Raw genomic sequence first — 23,357 nt, 5'->3', positions numbered from 1 at the left:
AAAGATAAGACTTAGACCATGAAAGCGTTATTCTAGCAGGTGTTTTTTAGACAACCGCATCATTTTTATTGGCGAGCTGCCCACAAGCTGCATCAATATCTTTACCTCTAGAGCGTCTTATGGTAACCGTAATGTTGTTTTTTTCTAGGGTGTTGACATACATGTTAATTGCTTTTTCGGTAGCTTGTTGAAAAATGCCATCATCAATAGGATTGTATTCAATTAGGTTGACTTTACTTGGTGCAAACTTGCAGAAATTGACTAAGGCATCAACATCTTTTTGCTGGTCGTTTATTCCCGCCCAGACAACATATTCATATGTGATTATTTTTTTTGTTTTTGAATACCAGTGCTGCAAGGCCTCTCTAAGATCAGCTAGTGGGAATTTTGAATTAAAAGGCATAATCGATGTTCGAACATCATCAATTGCTGAGTGTAGTGATACGGCTAAATTGAATTTTACTTCATCATCTGCCATTTTTTTAATCATCTTAGGGACGCCAGAAGTCGATACTGTTATTCGTTTTGGAGACATGCCTAAACCTTCGTCGGATGTTATCTTGTCTATTGCTTTTAGGACATTGGGGTAATTCATAAGTGGTTCACCCATACCCATAAATACGATATTGGTTAACTTACGATTGTGATAGTGTTTACTTTGATTATTTATTGCAACTACCTGATCGTAAATCTCATCGGGATTTAGATTTCGCATTCGTTTTAATCGGGCGGTGGCACAAAATTTACAATCTAAACTACAGCCTACTTGTGATGAAACGCAAGCAGTTGTTCTCGTATCAGTGGGAATTAAAACAGACTCTACCACTAGGCCATCATGTAATGTCACTGCATTCTTGATTGTGCCATCATTGCTACGCTGCATATGGTCGACCCTAATGTGGTTGATTACGAAATTAGCTTCAAGCATTGCCCTGGTATCTTTTGAGATATTGGTCATATCATCAAAATTATGGGCCCCTTTGACCCAGAGCCATTCATATACCTGATTACCACGAAATGCTTTGTCACCATTGTTCATGAAGAAATCTCGAAGTTGCTCTTTAGTAAATGCTCGTATATCTTTCTTTTTATCAACCATATATTGAATGCAAAAGTACAATTTGTGGTAATAAAAAACCCAGACACAAGTGCCCAGGTTTTTTAGCTGATTTATTTTAATTTATTAGATGATTAGCATTGCATCGCCATATGAGTAAAAGTTATACTTCTCTTTAATTGCTTCGGCATATGCTTCCTTTACGAAATCATGTCCAGCAAATGCAGAAACCATCATTAACAAAGTCGACTTTGGTGTGTGGAAATTCGTAATCATACTATCTGCAATGGCAAAATCGTAAGGAGGAAAAATAAATTTATTGGTCCAACCTTCATAAGGATTCAAAGTAAGCTCAGAAGAAACTGAAGTTTCTAATGCTCTCATAACGGTAGTGCCCACTGCACAAACACGTTTCTTGTTTTTCTTAGCAGTATTTACTGTATTGGCTGCGGGTTCTTCAATAAGCAACTCCTCAGAATCCATTTTGTGTTTCGAAAGATCTTCAACTTCAACAGGGTTAAAGGTGCCTAAACCAACATGTAAGGTAACTTCTGCGAAGTTTACACCTTTAATTTCTAAACGCTTTAAAAGATGTTTAGAGAAATGAAGTCCTGCAGTAGGTGCTGCAACAGCTCCTTCGTTTTTAGCGTAGATGGTTTGGTATCTACTTTCATCTTCTGGTTCAACGTCACGCTTAATATATTTTGGTAGTGGTGTTTCTCCTAATTCACGAAGTTTAAGACGAAACTCTTCGTACGAACCATCATACAAAAAACGCAGTGTACGACCTCGCGAAGTAGTATTGTCAATAACCTCGGCTACTAGACTTTCATCATCACCAAAATAAAGTTTATTACCAATTCTAATTTTTCTGGCAGGATCAACCAGTACGTCCCAAAGGCGACTTTCTCTGTTTAGTTCACGTAATAAAAACACCTCAATACGTGCACCAGTTTTCTCTTTGTTTCCAAAAAGTCTAGCTGGAAAAACTTTAGTATTATTTAATACCATTACATCATCCTCATCAAAATAATCGATGATATCCTTAAATTGCTTGTGTTCGATTGTTTGATTCGCTCTGTTTAGAACCATTAATCGCGCTTCATCACGATTTTCAGAAGGATATTCGGCTAGAAGGTCATTGGGTAATTCAAAATTAAAATGGGATAGCTTCATTTAGTCGTTTTTTTAACAAGGCGCAAATATACAATCTGACAATAGGGGTTGTCAAGTAATTGGCCTTGAAAGTTTTTGTGAGGGAAGAATTTTACTCTTATACAAGTATTATTGTTGGTTTTTAATTACTATACCAACGCTTTCCATATCCTTCCAAAAGTCGGGATATGATTTTGATACCACTTCCGATTCATTTATGACTACCGGGACCTTTAAGGCAATAGGAGCAAAGGCCATTGCCATGCGATGATCTTGATACGTATCGATCGCAACATTTTTATTAACGACTGAAGTCGGCTTTAAATGTAAACTTTCAGCTGTAATGGTAACACTGCCTCCTAATTTTTCAAGTTCTGTTTTAAGGGCGGTAAGCCGATCTGTTTCTTTAATCGGCAAGGTATGTAATCCAAATAAGTCACAACCAATACCTAGGCCTAAGCAGGTAATAGCGATGGTTTGAGCGATATCAGGTGCGTCTGCCAGTTGACAGTTAATGGACTGTAGATGACAGTCTTCAGTTTTCCTGAGTGTTATTGAATTAGCATTAAAAGACGTGATTACCCCAAATTGTTGATATATTTCGGCTAAAACGGAGTCACCTTGAAGGCTATTTTTTTTATAACTGGAAAGTGTGATTTCAGAACCAACTTCAGACAAAGCCATGATACTATAAAAGTAAGAAGCAGAGCTCCAATCAGATTCTACCACCAAGGTTTTTTTATTGACCTGTTGATTCGAAAAAACTCTTATTACATTTCTTTCAAATTGAGTCTTCACACCGATTTCCTTTAATAACGACAGGGTCATTTTGATATAAGGCACAGAAGTTATTGTTCCTTCTAATTCAAGTTGGATCCCTTTCTCTAGCTTTGGTGCTATTAATAACAAAGCCGATATGTATTGACTACTTACATTGGCGGTAAGATGAACTTTGCCACCTGTTAGCGCTTTGCCTTTTATTTTAATTGGAGGATAACCAATTTCATTTTGATATTCAATGTCAGCATCCAGCTGTTTTAAGGCGTCCACCAAAATTTTTATGGGTCTTTCTTGCATTCGGCTAGAACCGGTAAGTACAACTTCTTTCCCATTTTGAATGGAAAAAAAGGCAGTTAAAAACCGCATAGCCGTACCCGCATGATGAATATCTGCAGTCATCGAATCATCGTTGTTTTTTACAAGATTCAGTGCACGCTGCATGTATTCAGAATCGTCTGAGTTTGAAATATTTTCGATACTTATTTCTGGGTAAAGCGCTTGTAAAAGCAATAGTCGATTCGATTCGCTTTTAGATCCTGTGATCGATATTTCGGCTTTGATATTGGTGTTCTGGCTGGCAAGCAGTATGTTCATCGATAAAAAAATAATCCCGATAACTATAGCTGTTATCGGGATTCAAATATAATGAGTTTTAAAACTAAAACGCTATTTCAACTTCTTGTTATTATGATGCCTATCGTGATCACGTTTAGTTTTAAGATCGAGTTTTTTATCAAAAGACTCTTGTAGATTAACTCCGGTTTGATTGGCAAGGCAAAGTACTACAAATAGTACATCAGCCAGCTCTTCACCGAGATCTTTGTTTTTATCACTCTCTTTTTCACTTTGTTCGCCATAACGCCTTGCAATAATTCTTGCGACTTCGCCAACTTCCTCTGTTAGCTGTGCCATATTAGTAAGCTCGTTAAAATAGCGAACTCCGTGTTCTTTTATCCAATTGTCTACTGCTAATTGGGCGTCTTGAATATTCATTTTTAAATTTTGTTTTTTGAATCAATTATTATCGTAACTGGCCCATCATTGAGCAGTTGCACTTTCATATCGGCACCAAATTCTCCCGTTTGTACCTTTTTGCCAAGGAGTGTTTCGAGTTCATTTACAAAGTTTTGATATAGTGGTATCGCAATGTCAGGCTTGGCTGCTTTTATGTATGATGGTCTATTTCCTTTTTTAGTAAGTGCGTGCAACGTAAACTGGCTAACCACAATAACCTCACCATCAACGTCTAACAAGGACTTGTTCATCACGTCATTTTCATCATCAAAAATGCGAAGGTTAACAACCTTATTACTAAGCCATGCAATATCCTCTTTTGCATCATCATCAATAATGCCCAGCAGAACTAGAAGCCCTGTTTTAATTTCAGCAACTTTCTTATTATCGATAGTTACGGAAGCCTGAGATACCCTTTGAATAACTACTTTCATTATTCGTTGTCGTAATTATCTTTACGGTAATGCTCTTCATCACCTTCTAAAATTTGCACGTAGCTCTTATATCTCGACCAAGCAAGCAAACCTTCATCCAGTGCATCCTTTACCGCACATTTTGGTTCTTCTAAATGTAGGCAGTTATTAAATTTACATGACGATTTTAGAGCGAAGAACTCAGGGAAGTAATCACCCACTTCGTCCTTATCCATATCTACAACTCCAAAACCTTTGATGCCCGGTGTGTCAATAATACGGGCATCAAAATCCAGATCGAACATTTCAGCAAAAGTAGTCGTATGCTGACCTTGCTGATGTTGCTCTGAAATTTCAGATGTTTTTAGATTGAAATCTGGTGCAATCAAGTTGATTAAAGTTGATTTGCCAACACCGCTATGACCAGCGAACATACTCGTTTTTCCTTTCATTAGCTCTTTTACCTTTTCCACGTTTTTTCCTGTTTTTGCAGAAATACCAATACAGGTATAGCCAATTTCTCTATAGATTGCAGCTAAATATTTGATTTCAAGAAGTTCTTCTTGATTATAGGTGTCTATCTTATTAAAGAGTAGAATAGGGGGGATGTCATATGCTTCGGCTGTCACCAAAAAGCGATCGATAAATGAAGTGAATGTAGGTGGGTTGTTTAAAGTTATCAGTAAAAAAACCTGATCAATATTTGCGGCTATAATATGAGTTTGTTTCGATAGATTGACTGATTTTCGAATGATATAATTCTGTCTATCATGAATACGTTTAATGATTCCAGTTACTTGATCACTTTCGGTCTCCAAATCAAAATCGACTACGTCACCAACTGCCACCGGATTGGTGCTTTTTATCCCTTCAATGCGAAACTTACCTTTAATCCTACAATCAAAAGACTGACCGTGTTCATTGTGGACATTATACCAGCTTCCTGTAGATTTATAAACCGTTCCGGTCATGTAGTTTATCAAGTTTTTTAACGCTTTACAAATTAACAACTTTTACTTTCAAAATAACTCTTATCTTTCCTGCTATTAACTAAAAACCATAAATACTTACGTTATGAGAAAACTATTTTTCATTGCACTACTAGCATTAATTTCAGTTCCTGTTGCCAACGGACAGTCTTATGAGTACAATGTTGTTACAACAATTGAGTCAATAGTTCCGAATGGACTAGGACGTTCTCGTATGATCTCCACTGATGAACAAAGAGATTATCAAGAGTTTAGCTCGATGCGCTCTGGTGAAAAAGGTGAGGATAAAAGAAACAAATCAAAAAGAAGTGAGATTCGTGTTAAGAATTTTGAGGAAACAAAACTGCTTAACTTTTTTAATTTAGGCGGAATTCGTTTTCAGAACATCGCGGCAAACGACGCGCTGATATCTTCTAAGATTAATACCATGGCTGCGAACGGTTGGGAGTTACAACATGTTGCCAGTGGTGTAGAAAGTGCTGGTAAAGGGGATAATCAGGGTATTTTTATTACTCGATTTATTTTTAGAAGAGCAAAATAGCAACGCAATAGATAGTGCAACCCGAAGTATTAGCTTCGGGTTTTTTTATGAATAAAATTGAGTGATTCAACTTTTGGCATAGTACTTGGTCAACGAAAAGGAAATTTTGAAAGCTTTTCAGAATTTTGGATAAATAAACAATTTAACACTTCAATTATGAGAAAAGTACTATTCGTTGCCTTGCTAACATTAATTTCAATTCCAGCTATTCAAGCACAGTCGTATGAGTACACCGTTGTGACTACTATCGAGTCTATTGTGCCCAACGGATTGGGTCGCTCACGTATGATTTCAACCGATGAACAAAGGGATTATCAAGAGTTTAGCTCGATGCGATCTGGTGAAAAAGGGGAGGATAAAAGAAACAAATCCAAACGAAGCGAGATTCGTGTTAAAAACTTCGAAGAAACAAAATTGCTTAACTTTTTTAATTTAGGTGGAATTCGCTTTCAGAATATAGCGGCAAATGATGCGCTAATTTCTTCAAAAATTAATACAATGGCCGCAAATGGATGGGAATTAATGCATGTTGCCAGTGGTGTAGAAAGTGCTGGTAAAGGAGATAACCAAGGTATTTTTATTACCCGTTTTATCTTTAAAAGAGCAAAGTAAAAGGTTCAAAAAAGTCAATGTAAGCGCAGTTGAAATAAGCAAGTTTCGACTGCGCTCAACTTTGACGTAAGGAGATTATTTTAAGCCTTAATAATCTTCTCTTGATGATTAATTGATTCTTGGTGAATAGCCTTGAACATGCGAAGAATGAATTCTTCACTCAATCCGCGATCTTGACCCTCTAAAATCATTTTTCCCAGTATTTCATTCCAACGTTTTGACTGTAATACAGCGACATTACGTTCTTTTTTGAGTTCACCAATAGCATCAGCTACCTTCATACGTTTCCCCATTAAATCTAAAAGTTGATTATCAACGACATCAATTTGCGCACGAAGATTACTTAAGTTGGTATTATACTCTTCTTCTTGACTAGTTTCTTTACGAATACGAAGGTCTTGCATAATTTGAATCAAACTTTGTGGTGTTACCTGCTGAGCTGCATCACTCCATGCATTATCCGGATCAATATGCGTCTCAATCATTAATCCATCAAAATTTAGATCAAGAGCAGTTTGTGATACATCGAATATCATATCGCGTTTTCCAGTAATGTGCGAAGGATCACAAATAAGGGGTAAATCAGGAAATTTATCTTGTAGCTCGACTGCTAATTGCCATTCGGGGATGTTGCGATATTTTGTTTTTTCATATGTTGAAAAACCACGGTGAATCACCCCTAATTTATCGATATCAGCACTATGCAGGCGTTCAATAGCCCCTAACCATAATGCTAGATCAGGGTTTACTGGATTTTTTACTAGTACTACTTTATCAGTTCCTTTTAAAGCATCGGCAATTTCTTGAACGATGAATGGACTTACAGTACTGCGGGCACCAATCCAAAGTAAATCGATGTCGTGTTCTAAAGCCAAGTCAACATGAGCTTTATTGGCTACTTCAGTCGCTGTTAATAAGCCTGTTTCCTCTTTGGCGCGTTGTAACCATTTCAATCCGATTGCTCCTACACCTTCAAAGTTCCCTGGTCGAGTTCTTGGTTTCCAGATACCAGCTCTAAAATACGTTACATCACTGTCTTTTAAGCCATGTGCTACCTTTAAAACTTGATCCTCAGTTTCTGCACTACAAGGTCCGGCGATTACCAATGGGTGTGGTAATTTATGCTCGTCTAACCAGGTTCTTAGTTCTTTTTTATTTTCCATTTTTAGTTGTATTCTATGCGTTTACGATAATTCCTTTTAATATTTCTTTAATGTGGTTTGTGTTTTGCATTTCGTTATAAATAGCCTTAAAATCGTTGTTGATTAGGTGCTGCTTAAATTGTTCCAAATTGGATATGTACTCTTCCAGCGTCTCAACGACGTTGTCTTTGTTTTGTTCAAAAATGGGTGTCCACATTGCGGGTGAGCTCTTGGCTAACCTGACGGTACTTTCAAAGCCACTACCTGCCATATCGAAAATGTCACGTTCGTTTTTTTCTTTTTCAATCACGGTTTTACCAAGCATGAACGAACTGATATGTGATAAATGCGATACATAAGCAATATGCTTATCGTGCGCAACAGGGTCCATATAGCGAATGCGCATACCTATTTGTGAGAACATTCCTAAAGCTTTTTCTTGTAGCTTAAATGCCGTTTTTTCAACTTCACAAATGATATTAGTTTTTCCTTTAAATAAGTTTCTGATTGCAGCAGCAGGACCTGAAAACTCTGTGCCGGCGATGGGGTGAGTGAGTAGCAAATTTCTTCGCTTTGGGTGATTGGCAACAGCGTTTACAATACTCACTTTGGTCGAGCCGACTTCAACGACTACTGCATTGTCATTAATTTTATCAAGTGTATCCATTAACACTTTTAACGATGCATCAACAGGTATTGATACAATAACCATATCAGCCTTGTGCAGATCGTCGGGTGAAGCAATTTCATCAATAACACCTAAGCGTTTGGCCTCAATGGCATTATCCCGATTTTTGTCAATACCAAACACCTTAATGTTGGAATTAGTAGCCTTGAAATCAAGGGCGAGCGATCCTCCTATTAAACCTACTCCTATTACAAATATGTCCATTACATTTATGAATTGCGAGTTTGGATTTACGATAATTGATAAATCCTAATTCTAAAATCTATTTAATGCCTCTTCAATTTTTTCTTCACTTACACACAATGAAAACCTGATATAACCTTCGCCATTGCTTCCGAAAATGCTCCCGGGGGCAATAAAAATATTTTTGGTTTCCAGTAATTTGTCTATAAATGCTTTTGAGTTGTTAAAACCGTCGGGAAGCTTACACCAAACAAACATTCCAGCGGTATTTTTTTTGTATTCACACTTCAACTTATCAGCTATCTTATAGATCAATATCCTACGTTTACTATAAGTGGTATTCATTTTTTCGTACCATGTTTCATCTATATTCAATGCTGCAATAGCTCCTTTTTGAATACCATAGAACATACCAGAATCCATGTTGCTCTTTACTTTCAAAATATTTCTAATATGAGTTTCATTTCCTAATACCATACCTACCCGCCAACCGGCCATATTGAATGTTTTGCTAAGCGAATTCAACTCTAAAACAACATCTTTGGCGCCATTGACTCCAAGGATACTAGAGGGGTTGTCATTAAGCACAAAACTGTAGGGATTATCATTCACAATTAAAATTCTATGCTGTTTTGCAAAAGCAATTAGATCTTGAAACAATGATTGAGGTGCTTTTGTTCCTGTTGGCATATGCGGATAGTTTACCCACATCAGTTTTACCTTATTAAGTTCTTTTTTAGATAGCGCATCAAGATCAGGAAGCCAATTCGTATTGTCATTTAAATCATAATAAACAGGTTCGGCGCCTACAAGCTTACTAACCGATGAATATGTAGGGTAGCCCGGATTGGGTATTAGTACCTGATCACCTTCATTTAAATAGGCCATGCTTATATGCATGATTCCTTCTTTACTACCCATTAAGGGTAATACTTCTTTGTCAGGATTAATACTTACCGCATATTTATTTTGATAAAAATTGGTAAATGCTTTTCTAAGTGCTGGTAGTCCTTGATAGCTCTGATATTTATGTGCACCGGCATCTAATAATGATTCTGCTATTTCTTTTAAAACGCTAGCAGGTGGATCAAGATCTGGGCTACCAATACCCATGTTGATAATGGGTTTGCCATCGGCAATCATCCCATTTACTTCACGTAATTTTTGCGAGAAGTAATATTCTTCAACAGTTAAAAGTCGGTTAGCAGTGCTTATCATGATCTTGCATTTTTATATTCTCCCAATACCTTAAAATCATAGGTCATGAGCTTTAAAATGTTTTTTGCCTTATCATAGTCTTCATAATCATCAAATGTAATATCAACGAAAAATGCATATTTCCAAGGAGTTTCAATTACAGGAAGCGATTGAATTTTGGTCAAGTTTAGCCTACAATCGCTCATCACATTTAAAACGGTTGCTAGACTACCACGTTTGTGATCTGTCATGAATTTTAAAGAAGCCTTATTAATCTGATTTTTCGATATAACGGAGTTACTGGTTTGTACAATAACAAAGCGTGTTGAGTTATCTTGAATCGTTTGAATACTAGGAGCTAAAATATCTAGATCATAAAGATTAGCAGCACCTTTACCGGCAATCGCTGCAATGCCTTTTAGGTTGTATGTTTTTATGCGCAGTGCTACTTCAGCAGTATCAGCATCTTCAACAAGTTTAATATGCGGGTGTATCTTGAAAAACTCCTTGCATTGAAGCAAAGCCATGGGATGCGAACACACCTCTTTAATATCAGCAATTTGTTGTCCTTTTAATGCCAGTAAGTTGTGATTAATATTCAAGTAATACTCGCCAATAATATGAAGCTGGTATTTGTCAATTAATGCATAATTAGGAATGATCGATCCTGCAATTGAATTCTCGATTGCCATAACAGCTTGGTGCGATCGACCATCAAGCAAGCTATCGACTAATTTATCAAACGAGAGGCATTCGTCAACGACAATATCATTATGATAATAATCCTGGGCTACTTCATAATGAAACGAACCCTTTATACCCTGTATTGCAACTGTGTTAGTCATTTGCTTATTGCATAAAAAAAAGTCCTGATTTTATCAGGACTTTTCATTTATATTTAAGTAACAATACTTATTTACATGAGTGTCCCGTTCTTTCTTTAAAATAAAAGAAGAAAAAGTAAAAACGGTTCCAGAAATAAGTGTTGTTAATCATTTGTTTTATTTCAATAGGGCTAATGTAGTGTTAGTTTGTTAAAAATCAAACACTGTGGGTTTATTTTTACGAATTAGTATTTTTTATGTTGATATCATTTAAAAATTATCAATGTGAGCTTCATTTATTGACAAAAACAGCATTTATATTTGTCTAATAATTTTGGTTTATGTCTATTAAGGTAGCAGGGGTAAGTAAATATTACAAACAGCAATTGGCATTAGATGATGTTTCTTTTGCCATTGAAAAAGGAGAAGTTGTTGGTTTTTTGGGGCCTAATGGTGCTGGAAAATCGACGATGATGAAAATTTTGACTACCACAATAGATGCTACCAACGGAGAGGTTGCGGTAAACGAGTATGATGTTCAGAAAAATAGGAATGAGGTGAGAAATAGTGTCGGCTATTTGCCCGAGCATAATCCATTGTATTTAGAAATGTATGTGCGAGAGTATTTGTGGTTTAATGCAGGGGTTTTCAATATTTCCAAAGAAAAAATAGAGGATGTTATTGAGCAAACTGGGTTGGCTCCAGAAGCCCATAAAAAAATAAGCCAATTATCAAAAGGATATAGACAACGTGTGGGTTTAGCAGCGGCATTATTACACGAACCTGAGGTACTCATTTTAGATGAGCCTACTACTGGGTTGGACCCTAATCAATTGGTTGATATTCGATCATTAATTAAAAGCTTTGGCAACAATCGCACCGTGCTATTATCTACACATATTATGCAAGAAGTAGAAGCTATTTGTGATCGGGTGATTATTATAAACAAGGGAAAAATTGTTGCTGACAAAAAACTAGAAGACCTGAGAAAAGGGCAGCAACAGGTAGTTGAAGTCGAGTTTGATTATCGAGTAGAGGAAGTATTACTCAAAAGAATCGATCATGTCAAAAGTGTACGAAATGTTGGCGGGTTTTTATACGAACTAACTTTTGATACCGATACCGATATGAGGGCGGCAGTATTCGACTTTGCTCATGATAACCAACTTAAAATTTTGAAACTCGATCAACAAAACCAAAACCTTGAAAGCCTATTCCGAGAATTAACCTCATAAACCATAGGACTACAGTATTCATTTTTAGCTTTTTAGTTTGAAATTCGATTCAAGCAATAGCAAACTGAAAACTTTTTTTTCAATCCTGGGCAACCATTTTTATTTTAGTTTCGTCTATGTAAATAGAGAACCTAATGAAACTATCGTTGAAAGTCATTCAACTCTATAAAAACGAAGCAAAGCTTATTAAGCATGTGTCGCAGGGCAATCGTAAAGCCCAGCAATACTTGTACGAGAAATATGCGCCTAAAATGCTAAGTGTTTGCCGACAATATATAAAGGATATACACAAAGCAGAAGAGGTCATGTTGACTGCTTTCATGAAGGTTTACAAGTACGTAGTTGATTTTAAACATGAAGGTAGTTTCGAAGGTTGGATACGTAGGATTATGGTAAGAGAATGTATTTCTTTTTTTAGACAACGAAAACAACTAGAGGTTGTAGCAGATGAAATAGAAATGGCTGCAGTAGAATATCCAACAAGCGAAGAGTATGATGTAGCTTACATTCAACAGTTGATAGACAATCTACCAGAAGGGTACAAAGTAGTTTTTGTAATGTATGTAGTGGAGGGCTACAAGCATCATGAAATTGCAGATGTGTTAGGAATAAGTGAAAGCACATCCAAGTCGCAACTATTTAAAGCACGGAAAATGCTTCAACAACAATTAATAAAACTAAATGCAACCCAGCATGGCACAGCATAAATTTGAAGATCAGGTTAAAAAGCAATTAAGCGAACGGGAAATCACTCCCTCTGCTGATGCTTGGCAACGACTTAGTGAGCAGTTAGATGGCGAAGACAAGCCTGGAATAGCCTATTGGAAATATGCAATTGCAGCTTGCTTAATTGGTCTTATCGGTACCTTTCTGTGGTATCAATTTAGCACAGTGAGGGATGGTCAAAATCAAGAGCAGATTGTAAATAAAGAAACGGAGATAAAAGAAGAAAAAGTTGACGATGCAACTATAAGTACCCCAGCTATTTTAACTGAAAGTAAAATAGAAGAAAAAGTAGTAGTAGTGGTGGAAGATGAACGCGAACAAGATATTGTGAAGTTGGCAAAAGAAGAGATCAAAAATGACGTGGTAATTGCCGCCCAGGATGAAGAGGCGATGAGTTACTTTGATACCAAAGTTGCCGAGGTAGTTGCCCAAGTGCAAAAGCTTAAAGAAGAAAAAGATTCTATTACCAATGCAGAGGTGGAAGCCTTATTAGCATCTGCTGAACGAGACTTAAAACTAAAATCAATTATTAATCAAAATACAAAAACAGTCGATGCTGATGCTTTGTTGCTCGATGTGGAAACTGAGTTAGATCGCACCTTTAGAGACCGTGTCTTTGAAGCAATCAAAAACGGATTTCAGAAAACAAAAACAGCTGTCGCTAACCGTAACAATTAATTTATTGTTTTAATTATTTTTTATTCTTTCATCAATCAATTTGAGTTAGCTTCCCCTTTCGGTAAGAGGAAGGGGGACCACTCAGATACAATCAACAATCAACATGAAACATTTTTTACTTATTGTATGTAGTTGTCTTATTCTAAGCAACCTCAATGCCCAAACGAATCCTGTACAGCAAAAACAGAAGATAGAACAACTTAAAAAAGAACGCGATCAAGTTGCTTTTGAAGAGCGAGAAGCCTTAAAAAAAGAAGTGGAAGCAATTAATGAGCGTTTAGATAAAAAAGAAATCACTGTTGAAGAAGCGCAAGCACTTAAAAAGGAAGCAGCAAGAGTTCGCGCACTGAACATTGAAAATAGAATCGCAATTTTAGATAACAGAATTGCCTTGTTAGAACGACAGTTGCCTAAAACAGTTTCTACGGAGAAGGAGTCATCAGGTGAATGGGTGTATTTGAATGACGAACGTACATATCGCCGAGATAATAATTATGGAAACGAGAAAACCGAACGTAAAAGTCGAGTATATGTTTCTCATGACGATCGATTCTGGAGTATTAACGGAAATAACTATAGATATGACCGCCGTACCTATTCGCAGTTTGTTTTTGCTATCGGGCTGAACAATGCAATTATTGATGGTGAGGAGCTGGGCGATTCTCCTTACAAATTTGTGGGATCACGATTTTTAGAATTGGGTTGGGCGTGGCGAACGCGTGTTTTTGACAACTCTAACTGGCTTCGATTTAAGTACGGAGTGTCCTTCCAATGGAATGGCTTAAAACCGGATAACAACCAATATTTTGTAGATAATAACGGTGTGATTTCGTTGGAGGAGTTTCCTGAAGAGCTAAATAAATCAAAGTTTAGAATGGACAATTTAGTAGTGCCGGTCCATTTTGAATTTGGAAGTTCATCAAAAAGAGAACGTGATGATTACGTCCGTTATTATACACGTAGACACTTCAAAATCGGAATAGGGGGTTATGCAGGATTCAATATTGGGACCCGTCAGAAACTTAAATATCGCAGAGATGGAGATCGTGTAAAAGATAAAATAAAACGCAGTTATCAAACCAATAAATTGGTGTATGGTCTAAGCGCTTATGCCGCAATTGGTACTGTTGGAGTGTATGCCAAGTACGATCTAAATCCAATTTTCAAAGATCAAGCAGTTGAGCAACGCAACCTGTCCGTTGGTGTACGATTTGACATGGATTAAGAAAATGGGCTGAGGTATATTAACTTATACCTCAGTTTTTAAATTCATAATACAAAGACCAATGAATCGGCAAGCCAAAATTTCAAGCATCTCTGGGAGTGTTCTTTTAATTATGATGGCACTGTTCCACGGAAGTGGGTACTCCTATGTTTCAGAAAGGATATATGCCTCAAATGCCGAAGATTTTTTGAAAGATATTGTACCCACGTTGTTCGTGCATCCATCAATACATCTGCTTAGTCTGGCAGCTTTTGGGTTTTTGGCTTCCTTTTTAGATCAAGGTGGGAAAAGGATTTTAATGCTGGTTGCATTACTAGTCTTTGTGGATGCTTTAATAGGGTTTTTTATAGGCGGAATAATACCTGGGTTATTATTGTCGTTGGCTGCTAGTTGTTTTTTGTATTCGGGGTTAAGGATTTAGAGTTTGTTAACCCTATTCTGATTCTTCCTTTAACTTTTGAATTAGGGCTTCGCAACTTTTAATACCTTGCTCAGCTCGGTATAGTTTTAATCGAATAGAATTAGATATTGAGAAGAATATCCCTTTCAATAGTTTTTCGTCTTTAAACTTAAAATTCACTCCTGCTCTTAAGGTGAAATCCATGAAATTGTTATAAATGTAATAATCAGCTAAGTACTTTGCATTAATATTTTCTACTCTTTCGTATGCAGATCTTAATTCTCCATATGTCTGGGAATAATGCCTTTGAATACTCTTTTTGAGTTCAAGGTCATCAAATAGTTTTAAATCTCCAGCGTTTATTAGGGTTTTATAAGTAACATCCTGAGGTCTGAATTCTGTAATAATAGAACCTGCTATGATGTTTTTGGTTAATCTTATTTTATTAGGAGTATCTTTCGTTAGTTGTTTCAACAGGGGAGCTATCGTATCAATCTTTTGATTCATACGGGTAATGTTGTCTTCTAAAATCGTCTTATCGGCTTCCAGATCGCTTATTAAACTTTCTACATATTGATTTTTTAGTTTTTTATCGCGTTTTTCCTCTGCATATTTATTCATACTAAATGCAATCGATATACCAAGTATTACAATCAAGATTTCACCAAGAGCATAACGCCATTTTATTTTTTTCATTGAGTAGTAATTAATTAGTTTTCCTGTAGTCCACTTCTAAAACTTGAGAAACCATATTGCCCATTTCTGACAAACCCTCTATAAATAATTTAACCCCTGATTGTTTATCATCTGGTAAAGCTAGCGTGACTATTCCTTCTTCATTTGGTTGTAAGGTAGGTGACCAAGCATTGACTCCGTAATTTTTAAAAGACTCATTTTCAAATGAGTAGTAGTCGGGTCGTAAATAGTCATCAATATCATAGCCGCGATTTACAATAAACTTTTTTGCAACCCTATCTTTTTCTAGGATTGGTTTATCGCTTTTACCTTTTGTGAAAACTACAAAAAGGCCACCGTCATTGCTATCTCGTCTTCTGTAATAAATCTCATCAATATTATCCATTCTCAAAGCATCTGCATAGTCCATCGCGTATGGAGTAAACACACCATCTACCATTAACGCGGGAAATAAAAAACCTGTTCCATTTTTTATTTTGACTAATTCTCGACTTCCTGCCCTTCTTGGGTCAGGGTATAATGGAGACATAAATCGGTATCCGTAACCTTGACTTGTTAAATAATTGGCTAAAGTACCCTTGTTTTGCTGGCTAGCGGCCACGTTAACCCCATAAAAATCCCTGAAAAATTTCTTGCGCTTCAATTTAGATGCGGTGACGACCACTTCTTTTAATTGCTCTGGACGTTTGAACAGTTTGGAATTGGTATAAGTGGAATCTTTAACAAGTTTGGATGTAAAGTCAGTTGAATCTATCGGAAATTTAAAAGTTATTGATCTTGGTTGTGTCGTTATAAAAAAATTAGCATACAGCGGTTTACCGTTTTTATCTACTAGCGTTAGCGTAAACTCCGCATTTTTGACCAAAGGAATATTAGCAAAATTGAACCGCTTATTTTCATCCATTGGAGAGATTTCAAAAATCCCATTTTTATTACAATACAACATGACGCTTAGCGATTCGTTTTCAGCATCAAAAATATTCGCATATCCTGCAATCGTTGACAAACTTAGAGATGGCTCTACTAGTAAATCTTTACCTCTTTTAGGGGCCTTGATTGGTTCCATTAGCATGAACATATCCAAATCATATTGAAATCGTTTTGACGGATTGTCTAACAAATTAAGTATGGGTAGTGCCTTTTGTTCTATAGCAGTATTTAGGTATAACGAAGCGGTAATACTTTGTAGTTTAGAATTGGCAATCGTAGTTTCAGGTAATGCAGAAACACTTAGTTTTTTAGAGGCATTCTTTTCTATATCAGCCTTTAACAACAAAAAAATAGAGTCTCTTTCACGTTTTATATTGAGCAATTGCAGTTTTTTGTTTCGAAGTTTAGTTGCATTGAATATACTGCGTTGCGCCAGTAGCTTATTTTTCTTAGTTAGTAGATTAATTGTATGAGCACCTTTGTTGAGTAATTTCTTTTCAATAATGATTTCTTGATTATATACATTGTAAGGCAATTCCTTTTTCAATATAACTTGGTTAAGATCATTTATTATAACCAAATAGCGCGGCTTATTGTTAGTGTCTTTATCAAACCTATTTGAAGTAACTGAGATTATAAATTGTTCTTTTAAAGTATTGTCTATACTAGAAATGATGGTACCTTTTTCTTGAATTTCAGGTAGCTCAATTTCATAAAAACGGTCATATTCATAAGCAGTTAGGCTGTATTTACCCTTAAAGAGCGGGATATACGAAAAGTTTCCGTACCCAAACTGGTTCAATTGTATCCTACGATGTTCGTTATTTTGATGATTTTTAAACACTATTGAATCTACTACTGCCAATTTATCGAGTGACCTGTTCCATTTAATTCCCACCTTATTCAAAACAGATGCTACTAAATTTCCACTCTCCGGATAAACGCTAAACATCGGTTTCGCACTATCGGTCGATGTTATTGGCTGATTTTCGTAATCCAAAACAGTAATACTCGTTTTGAAAGAAGTGTCCTTCGTGTAAGCATTCATTGCTAAGGTATACGCTTGAATTCTGAAGATGCCGCTTTTTAAAGAATCTGGCAGTTTAAACACTCCGGAGCCCTGACCATTAATGCTTAGTACTGTTGTTTGATCAACCTGATTGCCTGAGGGAGCAATTAGGTTAACATAGATATATTGGTTTTGATAAACAGGAGACTCATTGGCCAAGTCGAATAAATAGGTTGTAAATCCGATCTGCTCGCCTTTTATAAATACAGATTTGTTAAGATGTAGATGTATTCTTTGGCGTTCAATAACCTTATCTGTGTCTTGAGAATAGGAAATAAAACCAAAACAACTAATTAATAAAAGAAGTGCGGATTTCATTTTTGGTCAGTTTTACAATGAAGATAAGAAAATACAGATAATTAATAAGATGACTATGAGTTGTTTAGTAATAACTAAGCCCAATAAGTCCCCTAAACTCCTAAGACTCGAAATTTTAATGAGAATTCGTCAAAGACCATCGGTGTAGAGATGCTATAACATTATACCCAACAATTCACCACTGCCAAATGGTAGTATGGTAAGCGGTTTTTCTTGATTTCTACAAAAACACAGTTACTGGTCAAAAGCAATTGTTTATGGGATGTGGGGTTTTAGTGAATTGTCAGCTCCTGTTCTTGTGAGAAAAGAGTGCCGTTTGACGAAATACCCTCTAAAAAGACTTTGATGTTTTTTTGATTAAAATTAGGAATGTCAATATAACTCGTTCCTTCTTCATCAACTGTAAGTTGTCCTTCCCAGTGCAATGCGCCATATGTTTTAAAAGCATCTGTGTTAAATGAATTATATCTAGGATTATAATATTGATCAGGTTTTTTAAATCCATCTTTAAGCACGATATCTGCGAATAGTTGATATTTGTTCTTTTTTTCGTTGACATAAATAAATTTTCCTTCACCTAAATGGTTATAACCAATCGAATTGATATTTCTCAAAGGGATATCAAAAAAACCTGCACCGTCAGAATTCGAAGTAATCACAGGAACTATTTTAATTTCACCTAATACTATTTTATAAGCATAAAGATAACCGTCAAGTTCGCCTGACAAGGGGTTTGTTGGGCTTACTAAATAGCCCAGTCGTCGAATATAGTTAGATAATGAACCATAATACTCATCAACGATTTTTGCGCTTGTGCTGCCTCCATAAACATAGAATTTCTTTCTCTTGCCAAAAAGATCAACATTGCTTAGCTCAATAAGACTACCGAGTTCTTTATTATTAAACATGGAATTTTCTTCAGACTCTTTTATGCTAGCGAAATACTGCTCACTTATTAGGTGACCTTCTCCTTTTTTAATTGAGTCAATTGAAAAATACGGCTTTGAATAGTTGCCTCTTTTAGTGAATATAAATCCTCTTAAGGAGTCTCCCCTAAAAGAATAAGCATTTTTAATTTGAAAGTGTCTGGTACTATCAACCTCTGCATAATATTGGGCTCTTGAGGCAGGGTTAAGCAACACTAACTTATTTTTGCGTTTTTTGGCATTTATTACTTTTCCACTAAATGCGATACCATCTTCAAATTCGTAATTTTCTTTTTGGGTAGATTCAAAAATGTTGTTCCAGTCATAACTGCTCCATCCTTTTGTTATCAGTAGGTTGTCAAGTTCATAACCTTTTTTTCTATCCATATTAGTCAAATAATGAGTAAGATCGTTAAGGCCGTTTTTTAAGTAGGGCTGTAACCAAAATGAAGAAAGGATTGAGTTATTGGGTTTATAAGCTTCGGTTTGAGATGGGAGGAAACTAATGCTTAGGTTGGTTTTAGCTACTGGGTCTAAAACTTTGAACTGAATTCTTACCGAGTCTTTCGAAAAGTAATTCTGCGCAATAGATGACAGTACTTCGCCTTCTTTTAACTCCTTATTATTAAAAATAATTCTTTCAGCAATGGGGTTAAATTGATAGTCGAACAGAGTGATAATGTTTATGCCAGGATGTAAATCACTTCTTGAAAAAAAAAGTGTTTTTGTGGTCTGAGTAAGATTAAAATCTTTGATTGCAAATAATCCGTCTCGGTGAATAGCTAGGTATAGTTGATTACTGGGTAGTTTAGATATGGTTTGCTTATTTGATTTTATGGCTATCGCCACTTTATCTTCTAATAAATTATTTAATGATAATATCACACCCAATTGTTTTGAATCGGGTAGTTGTTTTTTGATCAAGTTACCTTGCTGATCGGTTAAAATTAAGGTGTAGGTTTTATCAGGTTGAATAAAAATATTGAACTTACCAATACCAAAATCATTACTTTTTAATGAGGAAGCTACTAGATTGTTATCTGAATTAATGACCTTTCCATCAATGATTTTATGTCCTTTACCACGGTTGTCGGTTAAAATGAATCCAACTGAATTAGTCGTATTGGTAAGTAGGTGACCACTTTCAGGCAGTAGTTGCAAGTCAAATTCTTGTGCTGCAGAAGACTGGTTTAGCCTATTATTTGAGACTATTGTCAATTCCTGAATAAATGGCTTAGTATCATCAAAATTTTGTTGATAGTTAGTTGAAGCTACTATATAAATTTTATCGTCTTTTATGTCTTCTCCAATTGAGATATTACCAGTTGCAATGCCATTTTTTACTAAAAACAATTCTTCTGAAAGCTTGTTTCGTGAGGCATCGTAAAGTGCGCAATATAAATTACGTGTTTTTGTATACGGAAGTTGTTTTTTTCTATTGTATATATAGGCAGTGAACCAAATTTCTTCACCCTTTAAAAAGGAAGTTTTGTTAAGTTGAAGATGAATGGTTTCTCGGGGGGTGTCAAAATAGGCTTTGTATTTGTCTTCAGGGAAACTGGTTTTTGAGAAGTCGTTTTGACAGTAAAATAGGGAGGGAAAAAATAAAAATAGTATTAAGAAGTGTCTCATATCTGCAAAATTTGATAAAAGTTACAGATTATAACGCAAATAGGACTTAAGTAGTTAGTTAACAGTTTACTAAAAAACCCACGAAGATTTTTTTAAATCTTTGGGGGTTAAATTACTACTTTATGAATATCGTAAGATTACATCATGCCTGGCATTCCGCCGCCGCCCATTGGAGGAGTGCTTTACGTACTTGGATACAATGTTTATAGTCATGTATTCACTCATTTAAGTGAAAAATTGTATTCATCTTGGTAAGACTGTAGTTCTTGAATTAAGTAATAACGATGATAAAACCCATTTAAAACTACTATTGTTTTGTTCGGGTTATGTCGAACTTGTTTTAAAATATTTTGAACCATAGCATTATTTCTGATGTCCCAGTAATTGGTATGAATAGGAACAAAATCTGAAAATTTAACCAGCTCTTTCCGGCTTGTCGCAATTTCAGGGATTTTTGTGTAAATGTAATGTTGTCGATTCTTTAGAATCTCATCAGTATCAATGTTATTAATACTGGCTAAAGTTGCTTTTTTTTCGATGGCAATTAGTTTTTTATTTAGTTCTAGGAATCTGCTGATAACAAGAGCTTGATCCTCGTTTAATAGCTTATCACTGTACAAGCTAATTACCGAATTAATCATCTCTTTAGACTTCTTCCTTAATTTATGTTTGCGATGATATTTATTTCTTAGTTCCCATTCATAGGGTAGAAGAGTGCAGTTAGGGTTATTTTTAAGGTATTTTAGGACTGCTGGTTTTTCTAACCGATTACCACTTTTAAAAGCATCGACAACCCTGGCAAAATAATCTGTCTTTTTTGCAATTCGTTTTACTGTGCTCGAGTCACCTTCATATAAAATTACTGATGGAGATATGCTATCTAAATAGCTGTATAAATGATGTCGTTTGATAAGGTCAGTTTCAAAGTGAACCGTGCCAACAATATGAACTTCAGTATTGTTAGTTGCTTGTTTGTTTTTTACTTGACTATTAGTGTCTTGGGCAAAGAAACTATTTAGTTGAATGCTATACTTTGATAGGCCTACTATTACCAATGCAATAGGTACTAATAGTAGCACAATAATTATCTTTTTCATGACTTTCATTATTTGATGATAAAAAACTCTTGTTTTTTGGTATCAAGAATCAACGTACTTTCATTAAAGGGTTGATTTCCAAGCCAGCCACCAATTCGAGTAAACGGCGTTACCAAGGGTTGTATTGCTGTATACATATTTACATAGCTCACACGTCTTAATGTCAAATGGGTATTTCCTATTCCAAATGTTTTATCAGAAGGCTTACTAATAATAGGGATGCTATTTCCCCAACTATTGGCGCCATACTGTATAGCTTCAATATTCTTGTTGGTATATGCGTCAAAGCGACTTTTAATAGTAATTAATCCAAAGGCACTACAGCCTGAGTCATAAAGAAATTCGTACTCTTTTTTATCTAGTGTTACCGGCATCATGATTCTTCTGGCGGTGAAATCAAAAGCCTTAAAAACTCCTAAATCGCCCATCCATTCAGGGCGTTCATCAAATAGCTGTATGGTTTGATTTTTAAAATCAATAGCTGTAATGCGGTTCGCAACAAAGTCACTTCCGATAGTGCCAATTTTAATGTTAGTTATGGTGTCTCTTTTGTCAAAGGTATTTCCGTAGCCCTTTAGAATCTTGATCATAGAAGCCTCTATTCTATTACCATTTAAATTGAAATTTAGTTGTTCGATATAATGTGCCTCCTCCTTTACTACTTCCGTAAATTTCAACCCTAGTTTGCGCAAAGATTTTAGATCATTTTCATAAATGTAGGAATGAGGCGACCCGGTGTCAAATTGCGCGTAAAAGTTATGTGCCAAACCTTTAATTTTTAAAGGAATCACGATTGCTGCTTGTGCCTCGTAATAGTCACCTATCGAATCATTAACCCAATTAAATTGAATGGGTTTTGATTCATAGCTATATTCTAGATAGTTTGGTTTTTCTTTGAAAAGGGTATTGTTGAATTTTCGAATACCTATATAGCTAGTCACTAAGATGATTCCCAAAATGGTAAGCAGGACATAGCCAATTTTCTTTTTCATAATTGTATAATTGATTTGATGAAATAAAATGAGCTTGCAGTTAACTCAACTACACAAATAAATATGAAATCTCAATAAAAATGGGGTTATTGATACCGCCAATTTTACGTCAATTTCTGATTATTAGTACTATATAAAACGAATTGGCAGATTAGGTAAGTCGAAATTATTGCGCTGTAATTTGATGGCGTTGCGACAAACAATAATAATATTAAATGCATAGGAAGCAAACAAAACGTATAAGATTATGGAGGTGTTTGAGAAAAATTTTCGACCTATAAAAGGCGAAAGGCAAAGGAGTATTGCTAGGATAGCTGAGAAAATGATTTGAAAATTGATAATACGCCTGCCTATTTCATCAACAAGCTTAGATTTGCGATCTTTTCTCCAAAGTATTAAAGGTAAAATAATGTTACCAAAGGGAATACCTAAAAAGGATAAAACAGATAGATTAATAAACCGAATAGAAGTGGCTTCAGATTTTTTAGTTCGCTCGATGTTCTGAAACTGTTTTTGAAGAACGGAAGGTTTTATATTGAATGCTTCTGATAGTACAGTTAAGGTGTGACCTTTGGGCTTATTGTTATTGGACTCTAAGCGTTGAATAGTTCTTAAAGATAGCCCGGTCTTTTTTGCCAATTCGGCTTGAGTATAACCTAATCTTCTTCTTGTTTTTTTAACTATACTCATTTGTTTCGCATAAATATTGGCTAATCCACTATTGATATAGACAAGCTTATAGATTAGTTCTTATAAAGCTACGTAAAAAAGAGAAATATGAGTTTTTAATCATTTATTTGACAAATTAAGACGCCATTAAATAAAAACCCCACAAGTA

At 35.6% G+C, this 23,357-nt stretch carries 23 protein-coding genes; 7 read left to right on the top strand and 16 right to left on the bottom strand.

What is annotated here, in order from left to right:
* Nucleotides 1-46: 46 nt before the first annotated feature.
* The 6 genes from rlmN to rsgA all read right to left on the bottom strand — a co-directional run bounded on the left by rlmN (nucleotide 47) and on the right by rsgA (nucleotide 5,390).
* Nucleotides 47-1,099 (bottom strand): 23S rRNA (adenine(2503)-C(2))-methyltransferase RlmN, encoded by a 1,053-nt coding sequence (gene rlmN, locus ABN763_RS14880; RefSeq protein ID WP_410486284.1) that lies wholly within the window; start codon nucleotides 1,097-1,099, stop codon nucleotides 47-49.
* An 84-nt stretch (nucleotides 1,100-1,183) separates the two neighbouring features.
* Complete coding sequence (gene queA, locus ABN763_RS14875; protein ID WP_410486283.1) at nucleotides 1,184-2,233, bottom strand: tRNA preQ1(34) S-adenosylmethionine ribosyltransferase-isomerase QueA; 1,050 nt, start codon at nucleotides 2,231-2,233, stop codon at nucleotides 1,184-1,186.
* Nucleotides 2,234-2,341: 108 nt separating this feature from the next.
* Complete coding sequence (gene aroA, locus ABN763_RS14870; protein ID WP_410486282.1) at nucleotides 2,342-3,586, bottom strand: 3-phosphoshikimate 1-carboxyvinyltransferase; 1,245 nt, start codon at nucleotides 3,584-3,586, stop codon at nucleotides 2,342-2,344.
* 72 nt (nucleotides 3,587-3,658) lie between these two features.
* Entirely contained in the window at nucleotides 3,659-3,985 is a 327-nt protein-coding gene (locus tag ABN763_RS14865) for a nucleotide pyrophosphohydrolase (RefSeq protein ID WP_410486281.1), read from the bottom strand.
* 2 nt (nucleotides 3,986-3,987) lie between these two features.
* Nucleotides 3,988-4,440 (bottom strand): D-aminoacyl-tRNA deacylase, encoded by a 453-nt coding sequence (gene dtd / locus ABN763_RS14860; protein ID WP_410486280.1) that lies wholly within the window; start codon nucleotides 4,438-4,440, stop codon nucleotides 3,988-3,990.
* On the bottom strand, nucleotides 4,440-5,390 hold the full coding sequence (gene rsgA / locus ABN763_RS14855; protein WP_410486279.1) for a ribosome small subunit-dependent GTPase A: 951 nt from the start codon (nucleotides 5,388-5,390) through the stop codon (nucleotides 4,440-4,442). The genes dtd and rsgA overlap by 1 nt, the downstream gene beginning before the upstream one ends.
* A 103-nt stretch (nucleotides 5,391-5,493) precedes the next feature.
* Here rsgA and ABN763_RS14850 point away from each other — a divergent pair, with 103 nt between their 5' ends.
* Together ABN763_RS14850 and ABN763_RS14845 are read left to right on the top strand one after the other, a co-directional pair.
* Entirely contained in the window at nucleotides 5,494-5,949 is a 456-nt protein-coding gene (locus ABN763_RS14850) for a hypothetical protein (protein ID WP_410486278.1), read from the top strand.
* A gap of 156 nt (nucleotides 5,950-6,105) precedes the next feature.
* Entirely contained in the window at nucleotides 6,106-6,561 is a 456-nt protein-coding gene (locus ABN763_RS14845) for a hypothetical protein (protein ID WP_410486277.1), read from the top strand.
* Nucleotides 6,562-6,641: 80 nt separating this feature from the next.
* On the opposite strand, the gene ABN763_RS14840 is transcribed toward ABN763_RS14845, so the two are convergent.
* The 4 genes from ABN763_RS14840 to ABN763_RS14825 are packed head-to-tail and all read right to left on the bottom strand — an operon-like array spanning nucleotide 6,642 to nucleotide 10,616.
* A complete protein-coding gene (locus ABN763_RS14840; protein WP_410486276.1) occupies nucleotides 6,642-7,724 on the bottom strand; it encodes a chorismate mutase in 1,083 nt (360 codons plus the stop codon).
* Between the two features lie 13 nt (nucleotides 7,725-7,737).
* Nucleotides 7,738-8,595: a prephenate dehydrogenase gene (locus ABN763_RS14835; protein WP_410486275.1), complete on the bottom strand. Its 858-nt coding sequence runs from the start codon at nucleotides 8,593-8,595 to the stop codon at nucleotides 7,738-7,740.
* A 51-nt stretch (nucleotides 8,596-8,646) separates the two neighbouring features.
* A complete protein-coding gene (locus ABN763_RS14830; RefSeq protein WP_410486274.1) occupies nucleotides 8,647-9,792 on the bottom strand; it encodes a pyridoxal phosphate-dependent aminotransferase in 1,146 nt (381 codons plus the stop codon).
* On the bottom strand, nucleotides 9,789-10,616 hold the full coding sequence (locus ABN763_RS14825) for a prephenate dehydratase (RefSeq protein ID WP_410486273.1): 828 nt from the start codon (nucleotides 10,614-10,616) through the stop codon (nucleotides 9,789-9,791). Before ABN763_RS14825 ends, ABN763_RS14830 begins: the two co-directional genes overlap by 4 nt.
* A 320-nt stretch (nucleotides 10,617-10,936) precedes the next feature.
* On the opposite strand from ABN763_RS14825, the gene gldA reads away from it, so the two are divergent.
* The 5 genes from gldA (at nucleotide 10,937) to ABN763_RS14800 (ending at nucleotide 14,880) form a co-directional block, all read left to right on the top strand.
* The gene (gene gldA, locus ABN763_RS14820) at nucleotides 10,937-11,830 is read left to right on the top strand and encodes a gliding motility-associated ABC transporter ATP-binding subunit GldA (protein WP_410486272.1); all 894 of its coding nucleotides are present in this window, start codon (nucleotides 10,937-10,939) and stop codon (nucleotides 11,828-11,830) included.
* Nucleotides 11,831-11,964: 134 nt separating this feature from the next.
* Nucleotides 11,965-12,537, top strand: coding sequence for an RNA polymerase sigma factor (locus ABN763_RS14815; RefSeq protein WP_410486271.1), 573 nt, complete (start codon nucleotides 11,965-11,967; stop codon nucleotides 12,535-12,537).
* The gene (locus tag ABN763_RS14810; protein WP_410486270.1) at nucleotides 12,524-13,234 is read left to right on the top strand and encodes a hypothetical protein; all 711 of its coding nucleotides are present in this window, start codon (nucleotides 12,524-12,526) and stop codon (nucleotides 13,232-13,234) included. The genes ABN763_RS14815 and ABN763_RS14810 overlap by 14 nt, the downstream gene beginning before the upstream one ends.
* A 103-nt stretch (nucleotides 13,235-13,337) precedes the next feature.
* The gene (locus ABN763_RS14805; protein WP_410486269.1) at nucleotides 13,338-14,459 is read left to right on the top strand and encodes a coiled-coil domain-containing protein; all 1,122 of its coding nucleotides are present in this window, start codon (nucleotides 13,338-13,340) and stop codon (nucleotides 14,457-14,459) included.
* A 61-nt stretch (nucleotides 14,460-14,520) separates the two neighbouring features.
* On the top strand, nucleotides 14,521-14,880 hold the full coding sequence (locus ABN763_RS14800; RefSeq protein WP_410486268.1) for a hypothetical protein: 360 nt from the start codon (nucleotides 14,521-14,523) through the stop codon (nucleotides 14,878-14,880).
* A gap of 12 nt (nucleotides 14,881-14,892) precedes the next feature.
* On the opposite strand, the gene ABN763_RS14795 is transcribed toward ABN763_RS14800, so the two are convergent.
* From ABN763_RS14795 to ABN763_RS14770, 6 genes are all read right to left on the bottom strand, one after another.
* Nucleotides 14,893-15,555, bottom strand: a complete 663-nt coding sequence (locus ABN763_RS14795; RefSeq protein ID WP_410486267.1) for a DUF6090 family protein — start codon at nucleotides 15,553-15,555, stop codon at nucleotides 14,893-14,895.
* A gap of 10 nt (nucleotides 15,556-15,565) precedes the next feature.
* Nucleotides 15,566-17,872: a hypothetical protein gene (locus tag ABN763_RS14790; protein WP_410486266.1), complete on the bottom strand. Its 2,307-nt coding sequence runs from the start codon at nucleotides 17,870-17,872 to the stop codon at nucleotides 15,566-15,568.
* A 272-nt stretch (nucleotides 17,873-18,144) separates the two neighbouring features.
* Entirely contained in the window at nucleotides 18,145-20,430 is a 2,286-nt protein-coding gene (locus tag ABN763_RS14785) for a hypothetical protein (protein ID WP_410486265.1), read from the bottom strand.
* A gap of 221 nt (nucleotides 20,431-20,651) precedes the next feature.
* The gene (locus ABN763_RS14780; RefSeq protein ID WP_410486264.1) at nucleotides 20,652-21,527 is read right to left on the bottom strand and encodes a hypothetical protein; all 876 of its coding nucleotides are present in this window, start codon (nucleotides 21,525-21,527) and stop codon (nucleotides 20,652-20,654) included.
* Nucleotides 21,528-21,535: 8 nt separating this feature from the next.
* Nucleotides 21,536-22,519 carry a hypothetical protein gene (locus ABN763_RS14775; protein WP_410486263.1) on the bottom strand — a complete coding sequence of 328 codons (984 nt, stop codon included), beginning with the start codon at nucleotides 22,517-22,519 and terminating at the stop codon, nucleotides 21,536-21,538.
* 129 nt (nucleotides 22,520-22,648) lie between these two features.
* Complete coding sequence (locus ABN763_RS14770) at nucleotides 22,649-23,209, bottom strand: DUF4870 domain-containing protein (RefSeq protein WP_410486262.1); 561 nt, start codon at nucleotides 23,207-23,209, stop codon at nucleotides 22,649-22,651.
* Nucleotides 23,210-23,357 lie beyond the last annotated feature (148 nt).

It is taken from the genome of Spongiivirga sp. MCCC 1A20706 (assembly GCF_046524175.1).
GTDB lineage: Bacteria > Bacteroidota > Bacteroidia > Flavobacteriales > Flavobacteriaceae > Spongiivirga.
Note: the sequence above shows the minus strand (reverse complement) of the source record. Positions and strands in the feature narration are given on the sequence as shown.

What these genes read in the sequence shown, in the direction of transcription:
- ABN763_RS14785 (WP_410486265.1), bottom strand. Translation starts at nt 20,430, where the DNA reads ATGAGACACTTCTTAATACTATTTTTATTTTTTCCCTCCCTATTTTAC.
- gldA (WP_410486272.1), top strand. Translation starts at nt 10,937, where the DNA reads ATGTCTATTAAGGTAGCAGGGGTAAGTAAATATTACAAACAGCAATTG.
- aroA (WP_410486282.1), bottom strand. Translation starts at nt 3,586, where the DNA reads ATGAACATACTGCTTGCCAGCCAGAACACCAATATCAAAGCCGAAATA.
- ABN763_RS14840 (WP_410486276.1), bottom strand. Translation starts at nt 7,724, where the DNA reads ATGGAAAATAAAAAAGAACTAAGAACCTGGTTAGACGAGCATAAATTA.
- ABN763_RS14810 (WP_410486270.1), top strand. Translation starts at nt 12,524, where the DNA reads ATGGCACAGCATAAATTTGAAGATCAGGTTAAAAAGCAATTAAGCGAA.
- rsgA (WP_410486279.1), bottom strand. Translation starts at nt 5,390, where the DNA reads ATGACCGGAACGGTTTATAAATCTACAGGAAGCTGGTATAATGTCCAC.
- dtd (WP_410486280.1), bottom strand. Translation starts at nt 4,440, where the DNA reads ATGAAAGTAGTTATTCAAAGGGTATCTCAGGCTTCCGTAACTATCGAT.
- queA (WP_410486283.1), bottom strand. Translation starts at nt 2,233, where the DNA reads ATGAAGCTATCCCATTTTAATTTTGAATTACCCAATGACCTTCTAGCC.
- ABN763_RS14795 (WP_410486267.1), bottom strand. Translation starts at nt 15,555, where the DNA reads ATGAAAAAAATAAAATGGCGTTATGCTCTTGGTGAAATCTTGATTGTA.
- ABN763_RS14850 (WP_410486278.1), top strand. Translation starts at nt 5,494, where the DNA reads ATGAGAAAACTATTTTTCATTGCACTACTAGCATTAATTTCAGTTCCT.
- ABN763_RS14845 (WP_410486277.1), top strand. Translation starts at nt 6,106, where the DNA reads ATGAGAAAAGTACTATTCGTTGCCTTGCTAACATTAATTTCAATTCCA.
- ABN763_RS14825 (WP_410486273.1), bottom strand. Translation starts at nt 10,616, where the DNA reads ATGACTAACACAGTTGCAATACAGGGTATAAAGGGTTCGTTTCATTAT.
- ABN763_RS14790 (WP_410486266.1), bottom strand. Translation starts at nt 17,872, where the DNA reads ATGAAATCCGCACTTCTTTTATTAATTAGTTGTTTTGGTTTTATTTCC.
- ABN763_RS14770 (WP_410486262.1), bottom strand. Translation starts at nt 23,209, where the DNA reads ATGAGTATAGTTAAAAAAACAAGAAGAAGATTAGGTTATACTCAAGCC.
- ABN763_RS14865 (WP_410486281.1), bottom strand. Translation starts at nt 3,985, where the DNA reads ATGAATATTCAAGACGCCCAATTAGCAGTAGACAATTGGATAAAAGAA.
- ABN763_RS14800 (WP_410486268.1), top strand. Translation starts at nt 14,521, where the DNA reads ATGAATCGGCAAGCCAAAATTTCAAGCATCTCTGGGAGTGTTCTTTTA.
- ABN763_RS14835 (WP_410486275.1), bottom strand. Translation starts at nt 8,595, where the DNA reads ATGGACATATTTGTAATAGGAGTAGGTTTAATAGGAGGATCGCTCGCC.
- ABN763_RS14830 (WP_410486274.1), bottom strand. Translation starts at nt 9,792, where the DNA reads ATGATAAGCACTGCTAACCGACTTTTAACTGTTGAAGAATATTACTTC.
- ABN763_RS14775 (WP_410486263.1), bottom strand. Translation starts at nt 22,519, where the DNA reads ATGAAAAAGAAAATTGGCTATGTCCTGCTTACCATTTTGGGAATCATC.
- rlmN (WP_410486284.1), bottom strand. Translation starts at nt 1,099, where the DNA reads ATGGTTGATAAAAAGAAAGATATACGAGCATTTACTAAAGAGCAACTT.
- ABN763_RS14815 (WP_410486271.1), top strand. Translation starts at nt 11,965, where the DNA reads ATGAAACTATCGTTGAAAGTCATTCAACTCTATAAAAACGAAGCAAAG.
- ABN763_RS14780 (WP_410486264.1), bottom strand. Translation starts at nt 21,527, where the DNA reads ATGAAAAAGATAATTATTGTGCTACTATTAGTACCTATTGCATTGGTA.
- ABN763_RS14805 (WP_410486269.1), top strand. Translation starts at nt 13,338, where the DNA reads ATGAAACATTTTTTACTTATTGTATGTAGTTGTCTTATTCTAAGCAAC.